We start from the raw sequence: 16839 nt of genomic DNA, 5'->3' as shown, positions 1-16839 counted from the left end.
CATAAAAAAACCCGCCGAAGCGGGTTTATAAAAACTAACTTAATCACAAATTTGTGAATTCGTGATTGTAAGGGATGTCTAAATTTACTAATTGGTCTTTCAAGCTAACATCTGTAACCATATCTGGAACGATCAGTAACGCTATATTATTTGGGATGTGAGTTTGACTATTTTTCAGTATGGTAAGGACATCAACCACCGCATCAATCGCAGTCGCTTTCCCTACGGAGGAGCACCCAGCGATACTCACTAAAACCCCTTTTTGTATGGATGATGCTGTTGCTCCATACAATTCATTGTCACGAGTAATAGTTAGTCGTATAGATGGGACATTCCCTTCGGGGACATCGTGAAATGTTATATATTGAATATCAGACACTAAACCTCTCCTATTTTACTTTCACACAATCATAAGTCGCATACTGGCGCGGCGCGGCGATGCTGGCCTGAAGTAATTGGGCATTTAAAAATGCTTTACCATCACGCTTGATGTACTCCAGTCCAAGCCATTTTCCAGGCTGGTTGGTAGCCACTCGCCACTCCATTTTAACATTTTCGACACCTTTACCTGGGCCTATTCGCCTAATTTTTTGCGACTCTGGTTTTGCGCCATTGATGCGAGACCAGCCATCAGCTGGAGAGAGATCTATCGTGAACGGACCGCAAACGGTTTTATAGTCTACACCGAGTTTTTCTGCGCGGGTGGATGCATTGCCCCTATCAAAATCAACTTTGGCTACCCTGTTCATCTCTTGGTATATGGCATCTTTCTTCAAAGAAAATTCGTTTAGTTTTTCAACAAAATGCGCTTGAGAAACTTCACTCAACCCCATCGCCTTTCTATCTATAACGTAATCGCCATAAATCCTGGAAACAACAGATGACGATGAAACTTGCTTTGAAAGGTCATGAGCAAAATTTAAATAATTCAGTTTTGAAGTATCCCTCACATCTATTGCTCTGACGCCATCATGTCCATATTCGTGATAGGCCGCATAAAACACCGGAATGATTCCCGGGCTTTTATTGATGGATTTTATCAACCCATTTGGAGAGCAATCCTCTCCACTCCAATTTATCAATGAGTTGCCTCCATTCTTCCATGTGTTGCAATCATCAGAGGCTAAAATTTTCAGCTGAGCCCATCCTGGGCGTTTTTTATACATGGCATCTGTGTCGGAACTGGCGCCAAGGGAGGTACAGCCAGAGAGAACAACGTAACATGACAGTGAAACAATGGCTCGGGAGCACCAATTATTTTTTCTCACTTAACTCCCTCCAGAGCGAGATAGGGTTGATTGACTTATCAAGTCTGCCGAGCCGCGCGCGAAGCACATCAGATCCATGTACCACGCCTGACCTCGTGTGTCGCCAGTATAGTCGATCGCTTTCACGATATACACGCCGTCCGTCGCAATGCTGGCGGGCTGCTGCAGGGAACCGGCAACAACTCGGTTTCCGTTTTGGTCGGTTTCGCTGATGCGGCCGCCGGATTGGGCAATCTCACTGTCGGATAGCGCTGTGCGGTAAACTGATGCCTGGTCGAGCTGGATCAGGCCATTAATGCGAATGTTCGGGTTGATGAGGCAGCGCACGTTAACGCCGGCGCCCATCGTCTGCTGAGGCATGCCGATCAGCCCTGTTTCGCTGTTCAGCACGATAGCCTCGTGAATGTATTTGTTCTCGTTGACCATCTGCAGCTTGCCGTCGATCAGCTGCCAGGTGGCCTTACACATGCCGGCAACGGAGTCCATGACATCGCGCGAGGATTGGAACAGCGCCAGCCCGCGAGGAAAAACCGTATCGGGAAAAGTTCCGGTGATCCCCTGGGTGATGCCGTAGGCGTTGAAGCTTTTCAGAGCGGTATTGTACACGTCAGCCACGGTATAGCCGGCGGCGAGCGTGGTGTTCACCGTCGCATAGAGAAACGCCTCATGATCACCCACGGCCTGAATCAGCACCCAGGAATCGGTCGGGTTGTCTTTGCCGGTGATCGTGAAGCGCAGATCCCCCTCAAAAATTAGCCCGAAGTTCTGGCCATCCCGCTGACCGGATTTCGCCGGGTCCACCGGCCGCGCTACGCCAACCTGACTGGCGTCTGCATCTGGGGCGATCCCATCATAGCCGGCAATCATGCGGATTTTGGAAAACTCGCTGCCCAGAATCCGGTTTTGGGTATCCGGAGATAAGTTGTAAATTTTGACGTTGGCGACGCGCGGCCACCGCGTATCGGCCCACTCAATGCGGAAAGTGACTTTAAAATCTGACAGGCTGATGCCGCTGCCCTGCTGGTCCAGCAGTTGCAGCTCAAAATGCCGCATCCAGTTCTGACTCATGCCCTACCTCTGTACAAAATAAAGATGACTGCCGATCCCGAGGTTGGTCTTCGTCGGTAGCTCTGGTTCGTTGTTGTCGATCATGACGATCAGCGCACCGGTAAACCCCATGTGCGCATGCTGCGCCAGCAGGTTGGCGCCAGGCACCAGCGGCACACTATTCACCAGCGCGCCGCCGGCGCTGTCCATAAGGTCGAGCAACCAGCCGGCCTCATCGCGCCAGGTCAGCCGAATAGTCATCTGCTGGCCACCCAGCGCGATCCCGAATTGCTGATTGTCCGGCGTCAGCGGGATTTCCTGAATGTTCACCCGAAACCTCCCAGCACTCCCAGCGCGCCGCGCTGCGCCTGGGAGAGCAAACTTTCGTTGACCGGCTTGGCCGATTTCGTGCCGGAGTTCTGCACCGCCGACGTGCTGACGCCGTCGGCCATGTTGGCTTTGTCCGCAACCGAAACGCTCTGCGTGCGGGAAATGATGACGTTGTGCAGCGTCAGGACACACATCAGCACGTTTTCACTGGTGCGATCGGTCGTGACATCCAGCGAACGGATCAGCATGTTCTGGTACTGCCGCTTGCCGGTGGTGACGTCGAACGGCAAGCGGCTTTCCTGCAGCGCGAGCAACTGCTTATAGACTTCCCGCGGGCCGCTGCTGAGCGTCTGCCCACTGTTGATGTCGATAAATTGGGTTGTGTCGACGCCATCCAGCAGCGAGCCGCCGCCGGAGAAACCCAGCTCCATCGTCACCTCCGGCGGCCGCTTGTAGGCGTGGTCGCTGACAGGCGCGCCATCCTCGATCGGGTGCTCGGTGATCTCCAGCGTGTCGCTGTGTTTTTCCGAGATTGCCACGCTCGGGATGATGCCGCCGATCTTCCGGGTCTGCTGCGAAAACAGGACGGAGAGAATATCCATTATTGCGGCCTCGCATAGAGTTGCTGGGTCAGGCGAGAGTTCACGCCAGTTTGACGATCGGCGACTTCCATCCCTGCGCGCGCGGGATCGTTAACGCCGTGGATGTTGATCACCGTCTGCTGATTCAGGCTGTTCCCGCCGGCGCCTGGCATGTTGCTGAGCACTCTCGGTATGTAGTTGCGCGTCTCCGCCGGCATCAGCCCCATGCCATGCTTCTGAACGTTGCCGATCCCCCAGTTATAGGAGGCCAGCGTTTTTTCCAAATCGCCACCGTTCATGCGCAGCAGCATACCCAGATAACGAGCAGCGGCCGCCGCCGACTTGGACGGGTCGAAGACGTCATCATCGCGCAGCCCCATGTCCCGGGCGGTGCCAGGCATGAACTGGAACAAGCCTTTCGCGCCGGCGCCGGAAACAGCAAACTGATTGCCGCCTGATTCGGTTAGTGCAACGCTGCGAAGCAGGCCCGCCGGCAGGTTATACATTGCCTCGAGTTGCGTCAGCTTGGGCTGCAGCCAGCCCAGCAACGCCGCCCCTGCTTTTGTCGCCTGCGGCCTGCGTACCGACTGGCCGTATTGCGTAGATTCACCACGGCGCCACGGCAGCAGTTTGCGCCCCCATTCGTCGACCGTGTCACTGCCCGGGAGCTGATTCAGGAAATTAGCGACGGGGTTGTTGGTCAGCCAGGAGTATTTCCCCTCGAGCGGTTTAACGACAGCCTCTTCGACCGCAAGCAAGCCGCCGATCACACCGACTTTGCCCAAGCCGCCCATCGCTTTTGACAGGCCACCGACGCTTTTAGTCACGGAGCCGATCGCACTGACCATTTTCGCCGCCCAGGTAACAGCCACGAAACCGGCCAAAATTTCCAGCGCAGTTTTCCAACCGCCGACAGCGTCTTTCAGTTCGAGTAGCTTGTCACGCAGCCAGATCATCGCGTTCTTGGCCTGGGTGATAGCCGGCTCCCACTTCGCCCAATCGATGATGATGCGCCGCGCGATAAATGCGGATAGTTTTGCGAGATAAATGGAGACAGATGTTGTTTAATTATACGAAAAGGAATTTCAAAAAACAGTGTCAGGTGACGTCCATGTCATCCTGTACTACTTACGATGGTTGGATGTTAATGCCCCTGCGGATATAGTATCCAATAAAGTATTCGAAAATACTTCTCAGTTCAGCGTCATCTAGAGTCCGATCATAAATCAACGATGCATAGTTTAAGTGCTTCGTTGACCCTTCCTTTCTACTCTGGCCGATAAGATACGTGAGAGCAGGGTTTGCAAATGAACGAATGTCTCCGCTCGAGTTAACCTCCTGCTGCATCGAGTTAGTCAAGTCCTGAACTTTCAACTTGTTCCCAAAGTCTCGGGCGACTAAAAACGCCGTCAATTTGCTGTTGTCTTTTTCGCTAAACCATGACGTATAAGCACCATCAAATTTGTTACCGTTCGAATCCGTTCCTTTATAGTGCGCATACACTGCGATTTTTGCTGGAGATCCACCTTCAATCAACAGCGACTTCCCTGCATCGTTTCCACCGTTAAAACTTGTAATCAAAAAGTTCCGGCCGCCCAGCTTGTGGCTAATGTCTGCGATTGAAATCAGCGTTGCTGTTTCACTTGTTGGTACGCGTGTATCGATGTAATTGTTTGTTGAAAATTCGAACGCTTCTCCAACTTTAGAAGGGTTTCCGTGAACCACCGCTGCCACGCCACCGGGGGCAAGGTTAGCAGACAAGTTACCTCGCCCGAATATGTTGGCGTACCTCAATCCCTGTGTACTGAATGGAGGATTCCAGCCGTCGGGATTTGCAATTGTTGCGCCTGGGACATTCGATTTAATCACCATAACCATAATATCATTCTCCAATTTCAATCTGCATGCAGAATTGCACAGATGCGTTGTTTAGCGGGTAGGGCTTGCCAACCAGGTCAGCAATATTTTCGTCGGCGTATTGGCCAGATCCTGCCTGATATTCGTAATTAGCCAGTGATGCGAATGTATCGCTGTCAAATACGTTGCCATTACCGTTGTGTAGGGTTTTATCCCCATACCAGAGCTTTGCATCACCAACCGGTTCGCTTGCGAGTGTAATTTTAATGATTGTATCGGCTACAATCTCAACCGACTCAATCGGCATAGTAGTGCCAGTAATATCAGTCACGCGGAAACCTTTATCGGCATACATTGTCGGAGTGCGACCCACATATGCTGGCCGGAATTGTAATGGCGGGCTTGGAACGTGATACAGCACGAATATTTCGCGCCCTATGCGCACTGTGCGAATCGGGCCGAGAGGCTCCCACCCTTGCCCCTCATTCAGTACCCTATGCATGACTTTTGCAAATTGCATATCCATCCAACGGTAGCCGTTGCTAGTCAGATGGCCGCCTTTGTCCGGGAAGGGATAAGCGGGCGTAACCAGATAAGCATTGGCATTTTCCTTACAAAATTCCCACTGTGCCATACCAATTCCCAGCTCATATTTATCAACGGTATAGGTGGCGCCGGTCTGATACATAAATATCGCGGGAGGTGATTTTTGCCCAGCAATCCCATTAGCCATATCGCTGAACATATCCGCGAATAATGCAGTCATCTTTTCTTTATATTCGTCTTTGGTTTGTACACCACCGCGCGTGCCATTGTAGTTCCATTCGCCCTGGATGAAGATGAATGCGGCAATGGCATAGCTGACATTTATCTGGTCGGCGATGACTTTGACTTGCTTCACTGCCTGGACAGGACGTTGATACAGTTCGGGGCTAGCTCCTTTGGAAAGTTCCTCAATTGTGCGACCGTTTACGCCTGTACTTGACATCACAAAGCGGCGTGAAGGATCACGCTCAATACAGTTCTTTTGCAGCCATAACTTGCGTAAAAAATTGACCAGTGCGGCACCGCCTTCCCCTTCATTTGGCGCACCAGGTTGAAGCGACGCGACTTGTGCATCGTTAAGGACGGTTGCACCATCACCCGACTGAACCACGGCTTTCAATGGTTTCAGCTCAGCCCCTCCCACCGGGATAAACTCGGCTGCAGTACGGCTTTTCGGACGAACACTATCGCCGAGCATCAGGTTGTCATAGTCTTCAGTCGGTTCCCTGGTAAGTGCGGGCCAACCTTCTTGCTGGGTTCCAAGACTTTGGCTGTACATAACCAAGTGATTTAGCGCCGAAACGAGGCGCTGAATATCGGCGTTATAACGATCGCGTACGGATTGAGAATACGCCTTGTTCTGAGCATCGTAAGCCACAAGATCAAATTTGGTGGTAACTGTTCCCCCGCCAATCGGCTCACCATAAAGATCGATATAGTTTCGGTAGAAACCATCAGCATCTTCGAGACGTAACCAGGCTCCGTCTGTAGGGAGTGTGGAAAAAATCCCGTAGCCTTTTAATGCACCGGGGGCCAATTCTCCATTTTTGCCGATAATATCAACGGTAAAATCATCAACATCTTGATAGAGCAAACCTGGAGTATTACCTGCATGGGTGATTGTCATATCATCCAAAAACATTCCCTGAGGTGATAAAAGGCAATTAATTGCGCCAAATGCACCATTCCCAAAGAGTCGCCAGACTGAAAAATAGTCATCATCAACCATATCGACGAGGACACCATTAATTTCTTCTGTCAAGTGAATATACTCAACGACCTTTTTTAATAATTTACCATCAGGTAATGATTTTCCTGTTGGTGTAGCAACGCCGTTTACGTTTTGGTATTCAGCAACCCACACATCACTGTCTTCAATACGAACAGAAAACTTAGAACCGTTTGGGATAACACCTGCATCTATTCTCTGCTGTGCGATGGCGATAGAGGAATATGGAGTTTCACCTGTAGTAATACCGTCTACCAGTGATTTTAAATAGGTTGTTCGATTGGCCAACTGCTGCGCCTGCCAGTTATCCGGACCATTAGGCCCACCCAAAACCGGCGTGTCAGTTTCCAACTGAAAAATCTTATCAACCCAGGTCGGAGATTCAGGTAATGTCTTGGCCATATTAATTTCCACCATGCAAATAGCGACCATCGTGATTAATGGCCCCGTTGTGTGTAATTCCGCTCAGTGTGTCGATCATCGTGACTCGCCCAAACTTGCCAAAAATCGGGTCATCCACGCGGGTCAGGTCATACATAATTTCTGCTGCAGTATCTATCGCGGCCAATTTCGCGTCGTTATTAATGAGCTGCAGCGTTGTCAGCGGCTCGAATGACAGTCGATACAGTTCAACCAACATTCGCTGGTTTGACTCAGCCAAATTGATACTTTCATAACGAAACGCAAATTCGTCAGTTTTGCCGATAAAAATGGGTGATGTAGTGCTGTTTGCTCTTGCATAATCAACACGAACCGGCTGGTTAACTGGCGTCGTTATAAAATCAATCATCCCCCAAGGGGCATCAACTCTATAATCATGCCCCTCAGCCAACCCGCTAACCTCTACGCCCCACACATTTTGATGAGACAAGGCAACTCGGTCGCCCGCTGATATGTTTGGCGGCAAAAATTCATTTTCTATAATTCTCGGGTAATTACGGACCACATCGGAATTCAACAAAAGAGACAGGTTTTCAGCCGAGAAGTTATGCCATATTGAAGTCACAGCACCTGATTGTGACGTTATGTAACGTCGGATATTAACCAGTTTCCCGCCTCGCGACGACTTAGCCGTCCTTTGCTCAAATGCCAGCGTTACAGCTAATTCCGAGACGTCGCCGACCCAGCGAAATGCACCGGGTCGGCCATTTTCATCCCGCCGTGCCAAATAAACTTTACCCTGGCCATAATAGTACGTTTCATTCATGAGGCGGTACTCCGTTCACGCAGCGTCAGTGATATTTTGCCCTCGTTCAAAACAACGCCGGACGATGTAAATAATGTCATGCGATCAACAGGACGATAAACTCCGGCTGACCAAACTACCGGCGCAGCCGTTCCCGTGACTGACTCAATCGCAAACGCAGTGGCATCTCCGGCCAGCACCAGCACAGTTAGCGACGGGCTTTTGAGATAACTGGCCAACATCAGCACCTGATGCTGGCCAAAGCTGTATGCTGAATTGGGCCAGGTCCCCGCCGGGTAGTCGATATCATCAGCCGGGATGGACAGCCCGCGCGCCACGAACGCCGGAGTTGCGCCGTCGGTAGCTCCCGCAGCCTCTCCCAACGCAATAAACTCCGGTACCGCGCCGGTCGTGGTATCCGCTGGCGTCGCGGCCTGCCAGTCAGCTCCGGTAATGACCTCCAGCGCCGGGATAGTCACCGAAACTGGCGGCGGTACCGGAATATAGCGCCCGGCCGGGAGCGTGGCCTGGTAGCGGTACAGCGATTCTGTACCGTTGCGTGTGGTACTGAGCGTCAGAATATGCACAGCCGCATCCACGCCATCGGTGTGGTACGGCAGCTTGACCGTGTTGCCATCTGATACCTGCGTCCAGACCGTTTCGGACGTGTCCTGGCGCACCAGCGCCACGCTGTACTTTGCCCCCGGTTCTGGGCCGATACTGGCCTCTGTGCAATCAATCAGCCGGTCCGCCTGCAGCACGCGGTCTCGATGGGCAAACGTCAGCGTGTAGCCTGTTGCCGGAGCCACTTCGGCAGGATACGGAACACCGTTTACCCGGATGTTGCCTGGCAGGTACGGGCGATATTGGCGCTGGGCCATAGTGATGTTGCCGACAGGAGCTAAATTTGCGGCCAGCGTCTCGGTGCCGGTCCGCGTCAGCAGACGCACATCCACGTTCTCGCCGCCCAGGTACTCCTGGCCATCGGATTCGATGGCATCACGGTAGAATCGGATCGGTGTCCCTGCAGCATGTTCAGCGGGCAGCGTGTCAGCACAGGCGCGCCCCACTGATAGGGTGCCAGCAGACACATTCACCTGGTCAATTCGGACTATCTCGTTGCCCACGATCGCGCCGTCGCCTACGGCAGGCGGGAACGGCATCACCACGCGCAATGTGCGATTCAGCGGCCCGACGGCCGCCAGTAAACTACCGGACGGCGTCCAGTCACCCTGGGTACGATCAACAAAACCGGCACCGGCGGCGCGGCTTTGAATTTGATAGTTGATGGAGAGCGACGTCGGCGCGCTGGCCATAATGCCGATATAACCGGATTCCGGTTTCACGTAGGCCAGTTCAGACTCTGAGAGCGTGCCCGCCAGCACCGCGTAGTGCAGCTCAATCAGCTGCATATCCGTCACCGGCCGCGCAGTCTGGTCGGGGGGCGTCCAGCCGCCGGGCTGTTCGCCGGTGCTGTAGGACGTCGACGGTAGCCCGAAAACGTCCTGCACCACAGTGATTTTCAGGGAACCATCGTCGCCTTCGCTGATCTGGCCAACACGCAGCACCATGTTCGCGATGTTTCGGTCGGGCAGGCTCACACGGAATACGCCGCCTGGCTTCAGAATGCCGCCGCGCCGGTCGAAGTTGATCACGAGCCGCGTCAGCCCGGATGTCCCCATTTCCAGATCGCGCTGTGCCACGCGAGCACCCAGGTCATGAGTCGGAATGGCGCGATACTCGACCGTGCTGCTGATAAGCCCCACGGCCTGGATCGACCCCAGGTTTTGGGCCTTGACCTCGCCATCGCTGTTGGTGACCGGATCGTGATAGGTTACGACCACTTCATTCGGTGCTGTGTCTGCGCTGCTGCTGTCATCGTCTTGGACGCTGATGATGCCGTTGTCATACGTAAACAGCGGCAGATCATCGACCACATAATCGTAGCGCAACAGCTTCAGCGCCATCTTGCCGGTCTCGAGGTCGCCATATTGCACCGCGCCAATGTGATCGAGCACCTGCTGTACAAACGTATCCAGGCTGTCCTGGCGGTTATAACGGAAGCACAAACCAAATTTCTCGTCGTAGAGACGGTCGGCAGCAATGCGATAACTGTCGAGGTCCAGATCATCGGCCAGCGACAAACCGCGTCCCCAATCGCGATTCGTTGCGCATTCCACCAAAATATGCGCCGGGTTCATCGCGTGAATACGGCGCAGGTTCGCGACCTGCTCCGGGGAGAGCTTCGACTCGTCATCGAGCTGGCCGACGGTGTTCTCCAGCAGAATCAGCATTTTCTCGGGATACCAGACCGCGTTGTTATCCCAACCAGCAGTCGTGCGCCGCACGCGAAACGACCACGGCTTCGGGCTGGCGCTGTAGCAACTGACCAGGCCAGAGAAAAACGTCGTTACCACGCCGCGAAAGCCCGGTACCAGACCGGTCAGAAGTTTGAGCAATGACGGGGGCGGTACCTGGTCCGGGCCGCCCATCATTACGTCGAGCGTGCCCTGGATGCCACCTTCGCCGCCGGTATCCTCGCCGCCGAACAAATTCGGCTGGTCGATATAGATGGAGGTATTTCCAGAGAGCTGCCCCTCAGTGCCCGCGAACACGGTCTTTTTATCGGCGCTGATTGCGACGATCTCGTTAACCGGACCACGCCCGAGGCCAGAGTGGATGTCCCAGGAGTAGCGATAGCCAACCGTGACTTTTTTTGACCCTTTACCGCCGCCACCCATTTATTGGTGCTCCTCGTTTTTTTCCGCCAGGCGGACGATGTTGATCGCGAGCGCATCCCCGGTGGCCAGGAATTTTTCAGAGTCGATGCCGCCCTCGAGGAGGAATGCCTCTAAGTCCAGCTGGTAGCGTGCGAAGAAGGTTCGCAGGCCCCAGGCACAGCCGCCACCGGCGCGGATATGTTCCATCGTGATTTTCATGATGCGCTCCTATTTTTTGATGGCGTCATAGCGGTAGTTGCCGTAACCGAGCACGAACCAGTCATCGGTCCAGCAGTCGCCGAAAAATACACACTGTGGCGTGCCTTCGGTCGGCTGGGGTAACTGCCAACTTTCTTCCGTCGCCGCTTCCGGCGTGTTGTTTTTCGGCCGAGGGGCCAATGCCTGGTTAACCAGGTATGACGCGACGATAACCGCGACATATTTAGCGATGGCGAACCACACGATGACCTCCTAGAACAACTTGATGATTTGATACGGGGATTTACCCGGCATGTGCGGCATCCCCCCGTAGTTCAAGTGATTGCGGAATTTGCTGTCGCACTGGGCAATCGTGCGGTTGCAGCCTGGATACAGCGTCACCACCTGGCCAACGGCAAAACCGGCCGAGCCGCCAAACAGGTTCATCTGATTGCCGTTTTGCGCCCGCAGGCCGCGCAGCTCAGTGATGCCATCCACAGCCCACTCGACATAACCGCCGGAGAACCAGTCCGCCGCCGTGCCCTCGGGCAGATTGACCGTGATGCTGACGCCATCCATCGCAGTCACGACCAGACCGCCAACACCGAACGCCAGCGGATCAACTTTGCAGTTGTGGTCATACAGCGCGTATGGGCAGGCGCGGCCGTAAGTCAGGCGTAGGCCGACGCGGGAAAACGTGCTGGCCAGGCTGGAGGTCATCAGTTTGGTGCGTTCGATCGCCTCACGCTTGGCCTCGGTCACCGTACCCACCCAGACCGTGCGAAACTCAGCTGCAGCATCTTCCGCATGTAGCCGATAAACGCGGATGCGCACCGGGCTTGAGGGCGGAACACCACGGAACAGCATGGCGACGGCGTTATTGGCAGGAACGGTGATATCCATGCCGTCGCCGTTCCCGGCGCTGAGTCCGTTGTCGCTGATGGCCACTGCCTGCCAGTCGACATTGGCGAAATGAATGTCGCGATCGGCGTTGGTGTAGCGGTAATGCACCGCGCCGCCACGAATAAACTCGTACAGGGTCAGCGGCTGGCCATTGGCTACCGAATATTCGAACTCACTCCAGCTCATCCCGGACTCCTATAAATGAGGTGGTGACGCTGGCGAAACCGTCAGCGTCGGTGGTGTGCTGCCAGGCAACCGAATCGTTGTTTTGCCTGGCGAACGTCATAAACGACACGCTGGCGATTTGGCGCTGCGGGACGGTGACCGACTCGCCATCCAGCGCCAGCAGTTCTGCCTGGCCGCTGATGGCCACGCCAGTCAGTCGCCGGTACAGCGTGCGGCCGTCGGCCAGCAAGATGCGCAGATCACGCCGCCCAGGTACGACGCCCATCTCGCTGAGCCCGCAGCGGATCACCGGCAGTGTGTTCCCGGCCAACGCACTCGCCGGGGTCAGATCGTCATTCTGGCTCGGCACCCACAACGCGCGCTGGCGGCCGCGCAGGTAGTACATCAGCTGGCGCAGCGCGAGTTGCTCGCTGCGGCCCATCAGCGACCAGGTGTGGCGCTGCAGATAGAATGGGCGACGCGCAGTGTCAAGCCAGGCCGGGATACCGCTGCCGTTATCCAGCTCGATCATCAGGCGCTGATATGCGCCGGTCAGGTTTTCAGACCAGTCTGCCTCCGGCTCAAGCACCGGATGGCCACGGTAAAGCGCAAGACGGGTTGCTGCCGAGAATGGGTTATGTTCGGCGATACGAAAACGCACCTGGGCGCTGGCTAAGCCGCCAGTGATGCGGGTGAACGACGGAGGGTCAGTCAGCACTGCAGGGCGCACAGGGTACACCGCTGTACCCGCCCGCCAGCCCGCTGCCAGTGGTTGGGACAGGGTCAGCGAATCAGCTCCGATCGCGCTGACGGTCACCAGCGCAGCAGGCGACGCGATAGCCTCGGCATTTTTCAGCAACACCGTTCCACCCACTGAAAAATCGCGGCCGCGCGTATCGACCAACAGTTGAGAGGCTCCGGCCGTGACCGAGGCCCGCAACTCGGTCACATCCGGGAATACTGGCATCGCCCAGGCGCTGCCGCCTGCCTGCCACACCGCGTTCTCCAGCCACTGCCGGTCAACGTCACCCGCGAGGATGCCGAATTCAAACAGGCGGCGTGGCGACAACCGGCGAGAAATGCGCTGCTCGGCACCGCTCGGCGACTGCAATACGTCGGTTTTCCACTCGAGCGTCTCGGTGATGCCGCCGGTCCAGTCGGGCTCCATTAGCCAAGGGAAGAGCGCCATCATTTCACCCCCAGCATTTGCTTGAGGGTTGGGACATTAGCGCGCAGGACTGTCATGACGCCACGCTCGCCCTGGACTGTTCCGATCCCCTTGGTGAACGCGTCTGCTGCATCAAATACCAGCGTCTGCTGCAGAGGCTGCAACATAGCGGCACCGGGTTCTGAACTGCCTGGTGTAGCTTCCGGCACGGTATGCGGCATCGGCGCGGCAGGTGCAGGAATGCCAGCCAGGCCGCCTGTCGCATGATGAGCGCGCGGCAGCCAGGCATTCAATGCGGCCATGCCATGCCGGTTGAAGCTGTGCAGGAAGTCCAGCGCGCCAGGCTGTTGAACCACGGCAGCACGGGTAACGAATTCATAGTCAGAAAGCATGGAGGGGATGGAATCGCTGGTCGTGGTGCCAGGCCCACGAACGTGGCCACCGTCGGCGGCGAATACGCTGGCGAACAGGCCGCCCATGCCGCCACCGCTGCCGACCAGGCTGGAAGTCGCCATTTGTGCCAGCTGCTGCGCGGCGATTTGCGCCATGCTGTTGACGATACTGAGCGCCAGATTCTTCACCGCATCGCTCAGGTTCATCGTGCCTTTTGCCAGGCCGACGAGTGAGCTTTCTATCCCGCCCTGCAGGCCATCACGAAATGCGATTGTCAGTTCATTGCCAGCCTGATTCAGCTTGCCGAGCTGCTCTTCGAGCTGCCGGATCATGTCCCTGATTTTGTCTCCTGCTTCGCCAGGCGCGTTGGCCAGCTCTTTGAGCTGCGGCAGGTAGCCTTTGACCTTGTCACCGACTTCCTGATGCAGTTCCACCAGGCGCTGCCGCCCCTGAATTTCGGACAGCAGCCCTCCCTGGACCTGCGCCTGAATGCTGGTTTCCTGCTGCACCTGGTAGGTGAACAGATCCTCAATCTGTTTCTTCATGTCATCGACACGAATTTTTGTTTCAGCGACCGGCAGCAGCTTGTCAATCAGGCTGAGCCCCTCGGTATTGCCGCTTGCTTCAAACTCGCGGCGCATATCGGCAAATTTGGATTGGGTCTCCAGCAGACTGGCTCCGGCCGTGTTGCCGGTATCGCGCATGAGCTGCAGTTGCAACTGCAGGTTCTGACCTTTGAATTCCTGGGCGGTAATGGCCGCGTTTGCTGCCTCGGCCTGGCGGCGCTGCTCGGCTGTGAGGTTGCGTGTCGCAATTTCCTGGGCGCGCGTAGCGGCAGCCCCCTCGACGCGCTTGGAGGCTTGCTTCTCGAGCTGGTCGACAAAGCGTTGGTTTTCCGCTGCAGACTGTTTGGCCGCCGATGCGCCAGCCTTGGCGGATTTGTTGGCCGCTTCCTGAGCATCAATCTGCCTGGCCGTAGCGCGGGCCTTATCCTGTTCGACTTTGCTGGCATCCTTCAGCGACCCGTTCGTGATATCCGCTTCTACGCGTGCCAGCTGAGTGATCGCCTTTTTCTGGTTCAGCGTCTGTTGCAGCTGTTTGTTGTACTGCTCGGCTTTTTGCCACGCAGTATCTAGCTTTTTGGTATCGACGTCCCATTGACCACCGGAGAAATTCTGACCGTCGGTGGAAGTTACGCCCCGATCACGCAAGGCATCCTGACCGCCTTTGGTGGCCCACATTTGCTGATAATTTTTGCGGAGCTGTTCAACCGCTAAAGCCTCCTTGTCCACATCGGACGCATTGGCTTTCCAAGTTGCACCTAGCGTATCAGCGGCTTTTACACCGTCCCGCTCAATTTGCTGTCGTTTAGATTCCGCAGCTAAAGCCTTTTCTTTAGCTGCAGTTTCAGCCTCCAATACCGCGAGACGGGCTTTCTTATCTCGCGCCCACTCGGAATATCCCTGTCCGCGAGAGGCAATATCAATATCATCGCCAGCATTAGCTAATTGGGCTCTGATATCCTGAATTTCCTTAGCCCGCGCCTCATCTGGGGTGTCGAGGTTGAGGGCAGTGCTGGTGCGGTTTTTAAGTTCTTGCCAGGCATCAGCAGCCGCATTTTTGACATCATCCCACCCACGCGCTACCCAGTTCAGTTGGGTCTTGATTTCCCCCAGACGTTCGACGGCGGCTTTTTTGTATGCCTGAGACGCCACCTCAATGGCGTCCTCTTTCAACCCCTGGTCTTCCAGCGCACGAATGCGTTGATAGGTCTCGGAGTCCAGCCAGTGATACTGCTCGCTGCTGTTGACTGCCCAATCCGATACGCTGTTGGTCATCTTGACGAACTCAGCCACAACCTGATCAGCAGAGTCGCCAGTCAGTTCGGCCATCGCAGAAGCTGCCTGGGAAACGCTGTCCAGCGTCTCACCGGTAAACTTGCCGCTGCTGACAAGACCGTTGAGAATATCCCGCACCTGGCTGTAGTTGCTGCTCATCTGGCCACCGGCCTGCGTCAGCCGCTGCAGCTGGCCAACGCTGACACCGGCGAAGTTGCCGGTTTGCTGAATGCTATTGTTGAATTCATCCTGATCATTAGCCGCGCTGAATGCCGCAATACCCACGGCAGCAACACCGCCCGCGATGCCGCCGATGGCCAAACGGGCCGGAGTGATCAGACTGGTCAGCGCACGGAACGTGTTGCCGACACCACCGAACGAGTCCTTGATCTGGCCACCTTGCTGAATGGCCACAAGCCAAACCGGCATACCACTGGCCAACGACGTCACGACGTCGGTGATCTGCATTGGCAGGATGCGCATGGCCTGGGAATATTGCCCGGCACTGATACCGCCGTGGCCCATTGCCGTGGCTTGCTCATTGATGCGCTGAATAAATGGCGCGGCTTCAGCCGTAATACCGAGCTGAGCGGCCTTATACTGCAGCAGCTCGGTGGTCGTCATGTTCAGCGTTTCGGCCTGCTCACGCAGCCGCGTGATGAAGGCTTCTTTCGCCGTCGCCGCCTGTGCCTCGGCCTGGGCAGTTTCGCGGGCGGTCTGGATCTCACGGCGTCCAGCCTCCGTTGCGGCATAGGCGGCTTTTTCCACCTGCAGACGCATGCCGTCGACTTTGGCGGCATACAAGTCGAGCTCTTCACCCGGAAGCAACCCAGCTGCATTAAAGCCCTTGAGCTGCTCCTCCATCGCATCCAGGCGCTCATAGGCACCGACCACTGGATCAATGCGGCCGACCAATGCGGCCAATGCCGCCTGTTGGGTTGCCAGGTCAGTCGTCAGGTCTTCGATGGTGTTTTGCGCGGCGTTGGCCGCCTCGCGCGTCTGGTTCAGCGCGCGCTGATAGCCGTGATAACTTTCCGCAGTTTGCTGTGCGACATCGCCGGTCGCTCGCGTGGAGTCCGCTGCGCCTTTTTCTGCCTGGGCATGCTCACGCGCTGCAGCTGCAGCGCCTTCCACGGCATTGGCATGGTCAGCCCATTTACGGCTGCTGTTGTCAGCGGCGGTACCGGTCGCGGTGATATCGCTGGTGAGAGTTCCTAGCGCCTGTTTGGCATCGTTCAGATCGGCGGTAATGCGTAGCGCCAGATTGAGGGTAGAGTTTCCTGCAGCCATAACAGCACCCTATATAAAGAAGAGAGATGCCCCGATTATTTCAGGGCATTGATTCGTGTTGTCGCCGCTTGGCCACCGGCGTGCCCGGCAATCACATCCAATATCCGGTGGATACTGTCTT

14 protein-coding genes and 1 pseudogene are annotated in these 16839 nt (G+C 55.6%); all 15 read right to left on the bottom strand.

The features are described from left to right. Positions 1-43 precede the first annotated feature (43 nt). The 15 genes and pseudogenes from ACSBQS_RS05770 to ACSBQS_RS05700 all read right to left on the bottom strand — a co-directional run bounded on the left by ACSBQS_RS05770 (position 44) and on the right by ACSBQS_RS05700 (position 16718). A complete protein-coding gene (locus ACSBQS_RS05770) occupies positions 44-379 on the bottom strand; it encodes a hypothetical protein (protein WP_434989938.1) in 336 nt (111 codons plus the stop codon). A gap of 10 nt (positions 380-389) precedes the next feature. Beyond that, positions 390-1166, bottom strand: a complete 777-nt coding sequence (locus ACSBQS_RS05765) for a hypothetical protein (protein WP_434989937.1) — start codon at positions 1164-1166, stop codon at positions 390-392. Positions 1167-1268: 102 nt separating this feature from the next. Continuing rightward, on the bottom strand, positions 1269-2336 hold the full coding sequence (locus ACSBQS_RS05760; RefSeq protein ID WP_434989935.1) for a hypothetical protein: 1068 nt from the start codon (positions 2334-2336) through the stop codon (positions 1269-1271). 3 nt (positions 2337-2339) lie between these two features. Beyond that, positions 2340-2645 (bottom strand): phage baseplate plug family protein, encoded by a 306-nt coding sequence (locus tag ACSBQS_RS05755; protein WP_434989933.1) that lies wholly within the window; start codon positions 2643-2645, stop codon positions 2340-2342. Then, complete coding sequence (locus tag ACSBQS_RS05750) at positions 2642-3247, bottom strand: phage baseplate protein (protein WP_434989931.1); 606 nt, start codon at positions 3245-3247, stop codon at positions 2642-2644. The genes ACSBQS_RS05755 and ACSBQS_RS05750 overlap by 4 nt, the downstream gene beginning before the upstream one ends. Continuing rightward, positions 3247-4233: pseudogene (locus tag ACSBQS_RS05745) on the bottom strand (lytic transglycosylase domain-containing protein); the annotation flags it as partial. The gene ACSBQS_RS05750 and the pseudogene ACSBQS_RS05745, both read right to left, overlap by 1 nt. Positions 4234-4354: 121 nt before the next feature. Further along, positions 4355-5104 (bottom strand): hypothetical protein, encoded by a 750-nt coding sequence (locus ACSBQS_RS05740; protein ID WP_434989929.1) that lies wholly within the window; start codon positions 5102-5104, stop codon positions 4355-4357. A 4-nt stretch (positions 5105-5108) separates the two neighbouring features. Beyond that, positions 5109-7259, bottom strand: a complete 2151-nt coding sequence (locus ACSBQS_RS05735) for a hypothetical protein (protein ID WP_434989927.1) — start codon at positions 7257-7259, stop codon at positions 5109-5111. A gap of 1 nt (position 7260) precedes the next feature. Beyond that, entirely contained in the window at positions 7261-8064 is an 804-nt protein-coding gene (locus tag ACSBQS_RS05730) for a hypothetical protein (protein WP_434989926.1), read from the bottom strand. Then, complete coding sequence (locus tag ACSBQS_RS05725) at positions 8061-10784, bottom strand: hypothetical protein (protein WP_434989924.1); 2724 nt, start codon at positions 10782-10784, stop codon at positions 8061-8063. The genes ACSBQS_RS05730 and ACSBQS_RS05725 overlap by 4 nt, the downstream gene beginning before the upstream one ends. Beyond that, positions 10785-10982 carry a hypothetical protein gene (locus ACSBQS_RS05720; RefSeq protein WP_434989922.1) on the bottom strand — a complete coding sequence of 66 codons (198 nt, stop codon included), beginning with the start codon at positions 10980-10982 and terminating at the stop codon, positions 10785-10787. A gap of 9 nt (positions 10983-10991) precedes the next feature. Beyond that, positions 10992-11225 (bottom strand): hypothetical protein, encoded by a 234-nt coding sequence (locus ACSBQS_RS05715; RefSeq protein WP_041033394.1) that lies wholly within the window; start codon positions 11223-11225, stop codon positions 10992-10994. Positions 11226-11234: 9 nt separating this feature from the next. Next, the gene (locus ACSBQS_RS05710) at positions 11235-12050 is read right to left on the bottom strand and encodes a phage BR0599 family protein (protein WP_434989920.1); all 816 of its coding nucleotides are present in this window, start codon (positions 12048-12050) and stop codon (positions 11235-11237) included. After that, positions 12037-13221, bottom strand: coding sequence for a hypothetical protein (locus tag ACSBQS_RS05705; protein WP_434989918.1), 1185 nt, complete (start codon positions 13219-13221; stop codon positions 12037-12039). Before ACSBQS_RS05705 ends, ACSBQS_RS05710 begins: the two co-directional genes overlap by 14 nt. Then, positions 13218-16718, bottom strand: a complete 3501-nt coding sequence (locus tag ACSBQS_RS05700) for a phage tail length tape measure family protein (RefSeq protein ID WP_434989916.1) — start codon at positions 16716-16718, stop codon at positions 13218-13220. Before ACSBQS_RS05700 ends, ACSBQS_RS05705 begins: the two co-directional genes overlap by 4 nt. Positions 16719-16839 lie beyond the last annotated feature (121 nt).

This window comes from Serratia sp. H402Y, from assembly GCF_051172415.1.
GTDB classification, from domain to species: domain Bacteria; phylum Pseudomonadota; class Gammaproteobacteria; order Enterobacterales; family Enterobacteriaceae; genus Serratia; species Serratia ureilytica.
This window is presented reverse-complemented; position numbering and strand designations above follow the sequence as displayed.

Bases quoted from the DNA above. Each gene is read 5' to 3' on its own strand.
- ACSBQS_RS05730 (WP_434989926.1), bottom strand. From the start codon at position 8,064: ATGAATGAAACGTACTATTATGGCCAGGGTAAAGTTTATTTGGCACGG.
- ACSBQS_RS05725 (WP_434989924.1), bottom strand. From the start codon at position 10,784: ATGGGTGGCGGCGGTAAAGGGTCAAAAAAAGTCACGGTTGGCTATCGC.
- ACSBQS_RS05710 (WP_434989920.1), bottom strand. From the start codon at position 12,050: ATGAGCTGGAGTGAGTTCGAATATTCGGTAGCCAATGGCCAGCCGCTG.
- ACSBQS_RS05740 (WP_434989929.1), bottom strand. From the start codon at position 5,104: ATGGTTATGGTGATTAAATCGAATGTCCCAGGCGCAACAATTGCAAAT.
- ACSBQS_RS05765 (WP_434989937.1), bottom strand. From the start codon at position 1,166: ATGTATAAAAAACGCCCAGGATGGGCTCAGCTGAAAATTTTAGCCTCT.
- ACSBQS_RS05750 (WP_434989931.1), bottom strand. From the start codon at position 3,247: ATGGATATTCTCTCCGTCCTGTTTTCGCAGCAGACCCGGAAGATCGGC.
- ACSBQS_RS05735 (WP_434989927.1), bottom strand. From the start codon at position 7,259: ATGGCCAAGACATTACCTGAATCTCCGACCTGGGTTGATAAGATTTTT.
- ACSBQS_RS05705 (WP_434989918.1), bottom strand. From the start codon at position 13,221: ATGATGGCGCTCTTCCCTTGGCTAATGGAGCCCGACTGGACCGGCGGC.
- ACSBQS_RS05720 (WP_434989922.1), bottom strand. From the start codon at position 10,982: ATGAAAATCACGATGGAACATATCCGCGCCGGTGGCGGCTGTGCCTGG.
- ACSBQS_RS05700 (WP_434989916.1), bottom strand. From the start codon at position 16,718: ATGGCTGCAGGAAACTCTACCCTCAATCTGGCGCTACGCATTACCGCC.
- ACSBQS_RS05760 (WP_434989935.1), bottom strand. From the start codon at position 2,336: ATGAGTCAGAACTGGATGCGGCATTTTGAGCTGCAACTGCTGGACCAG.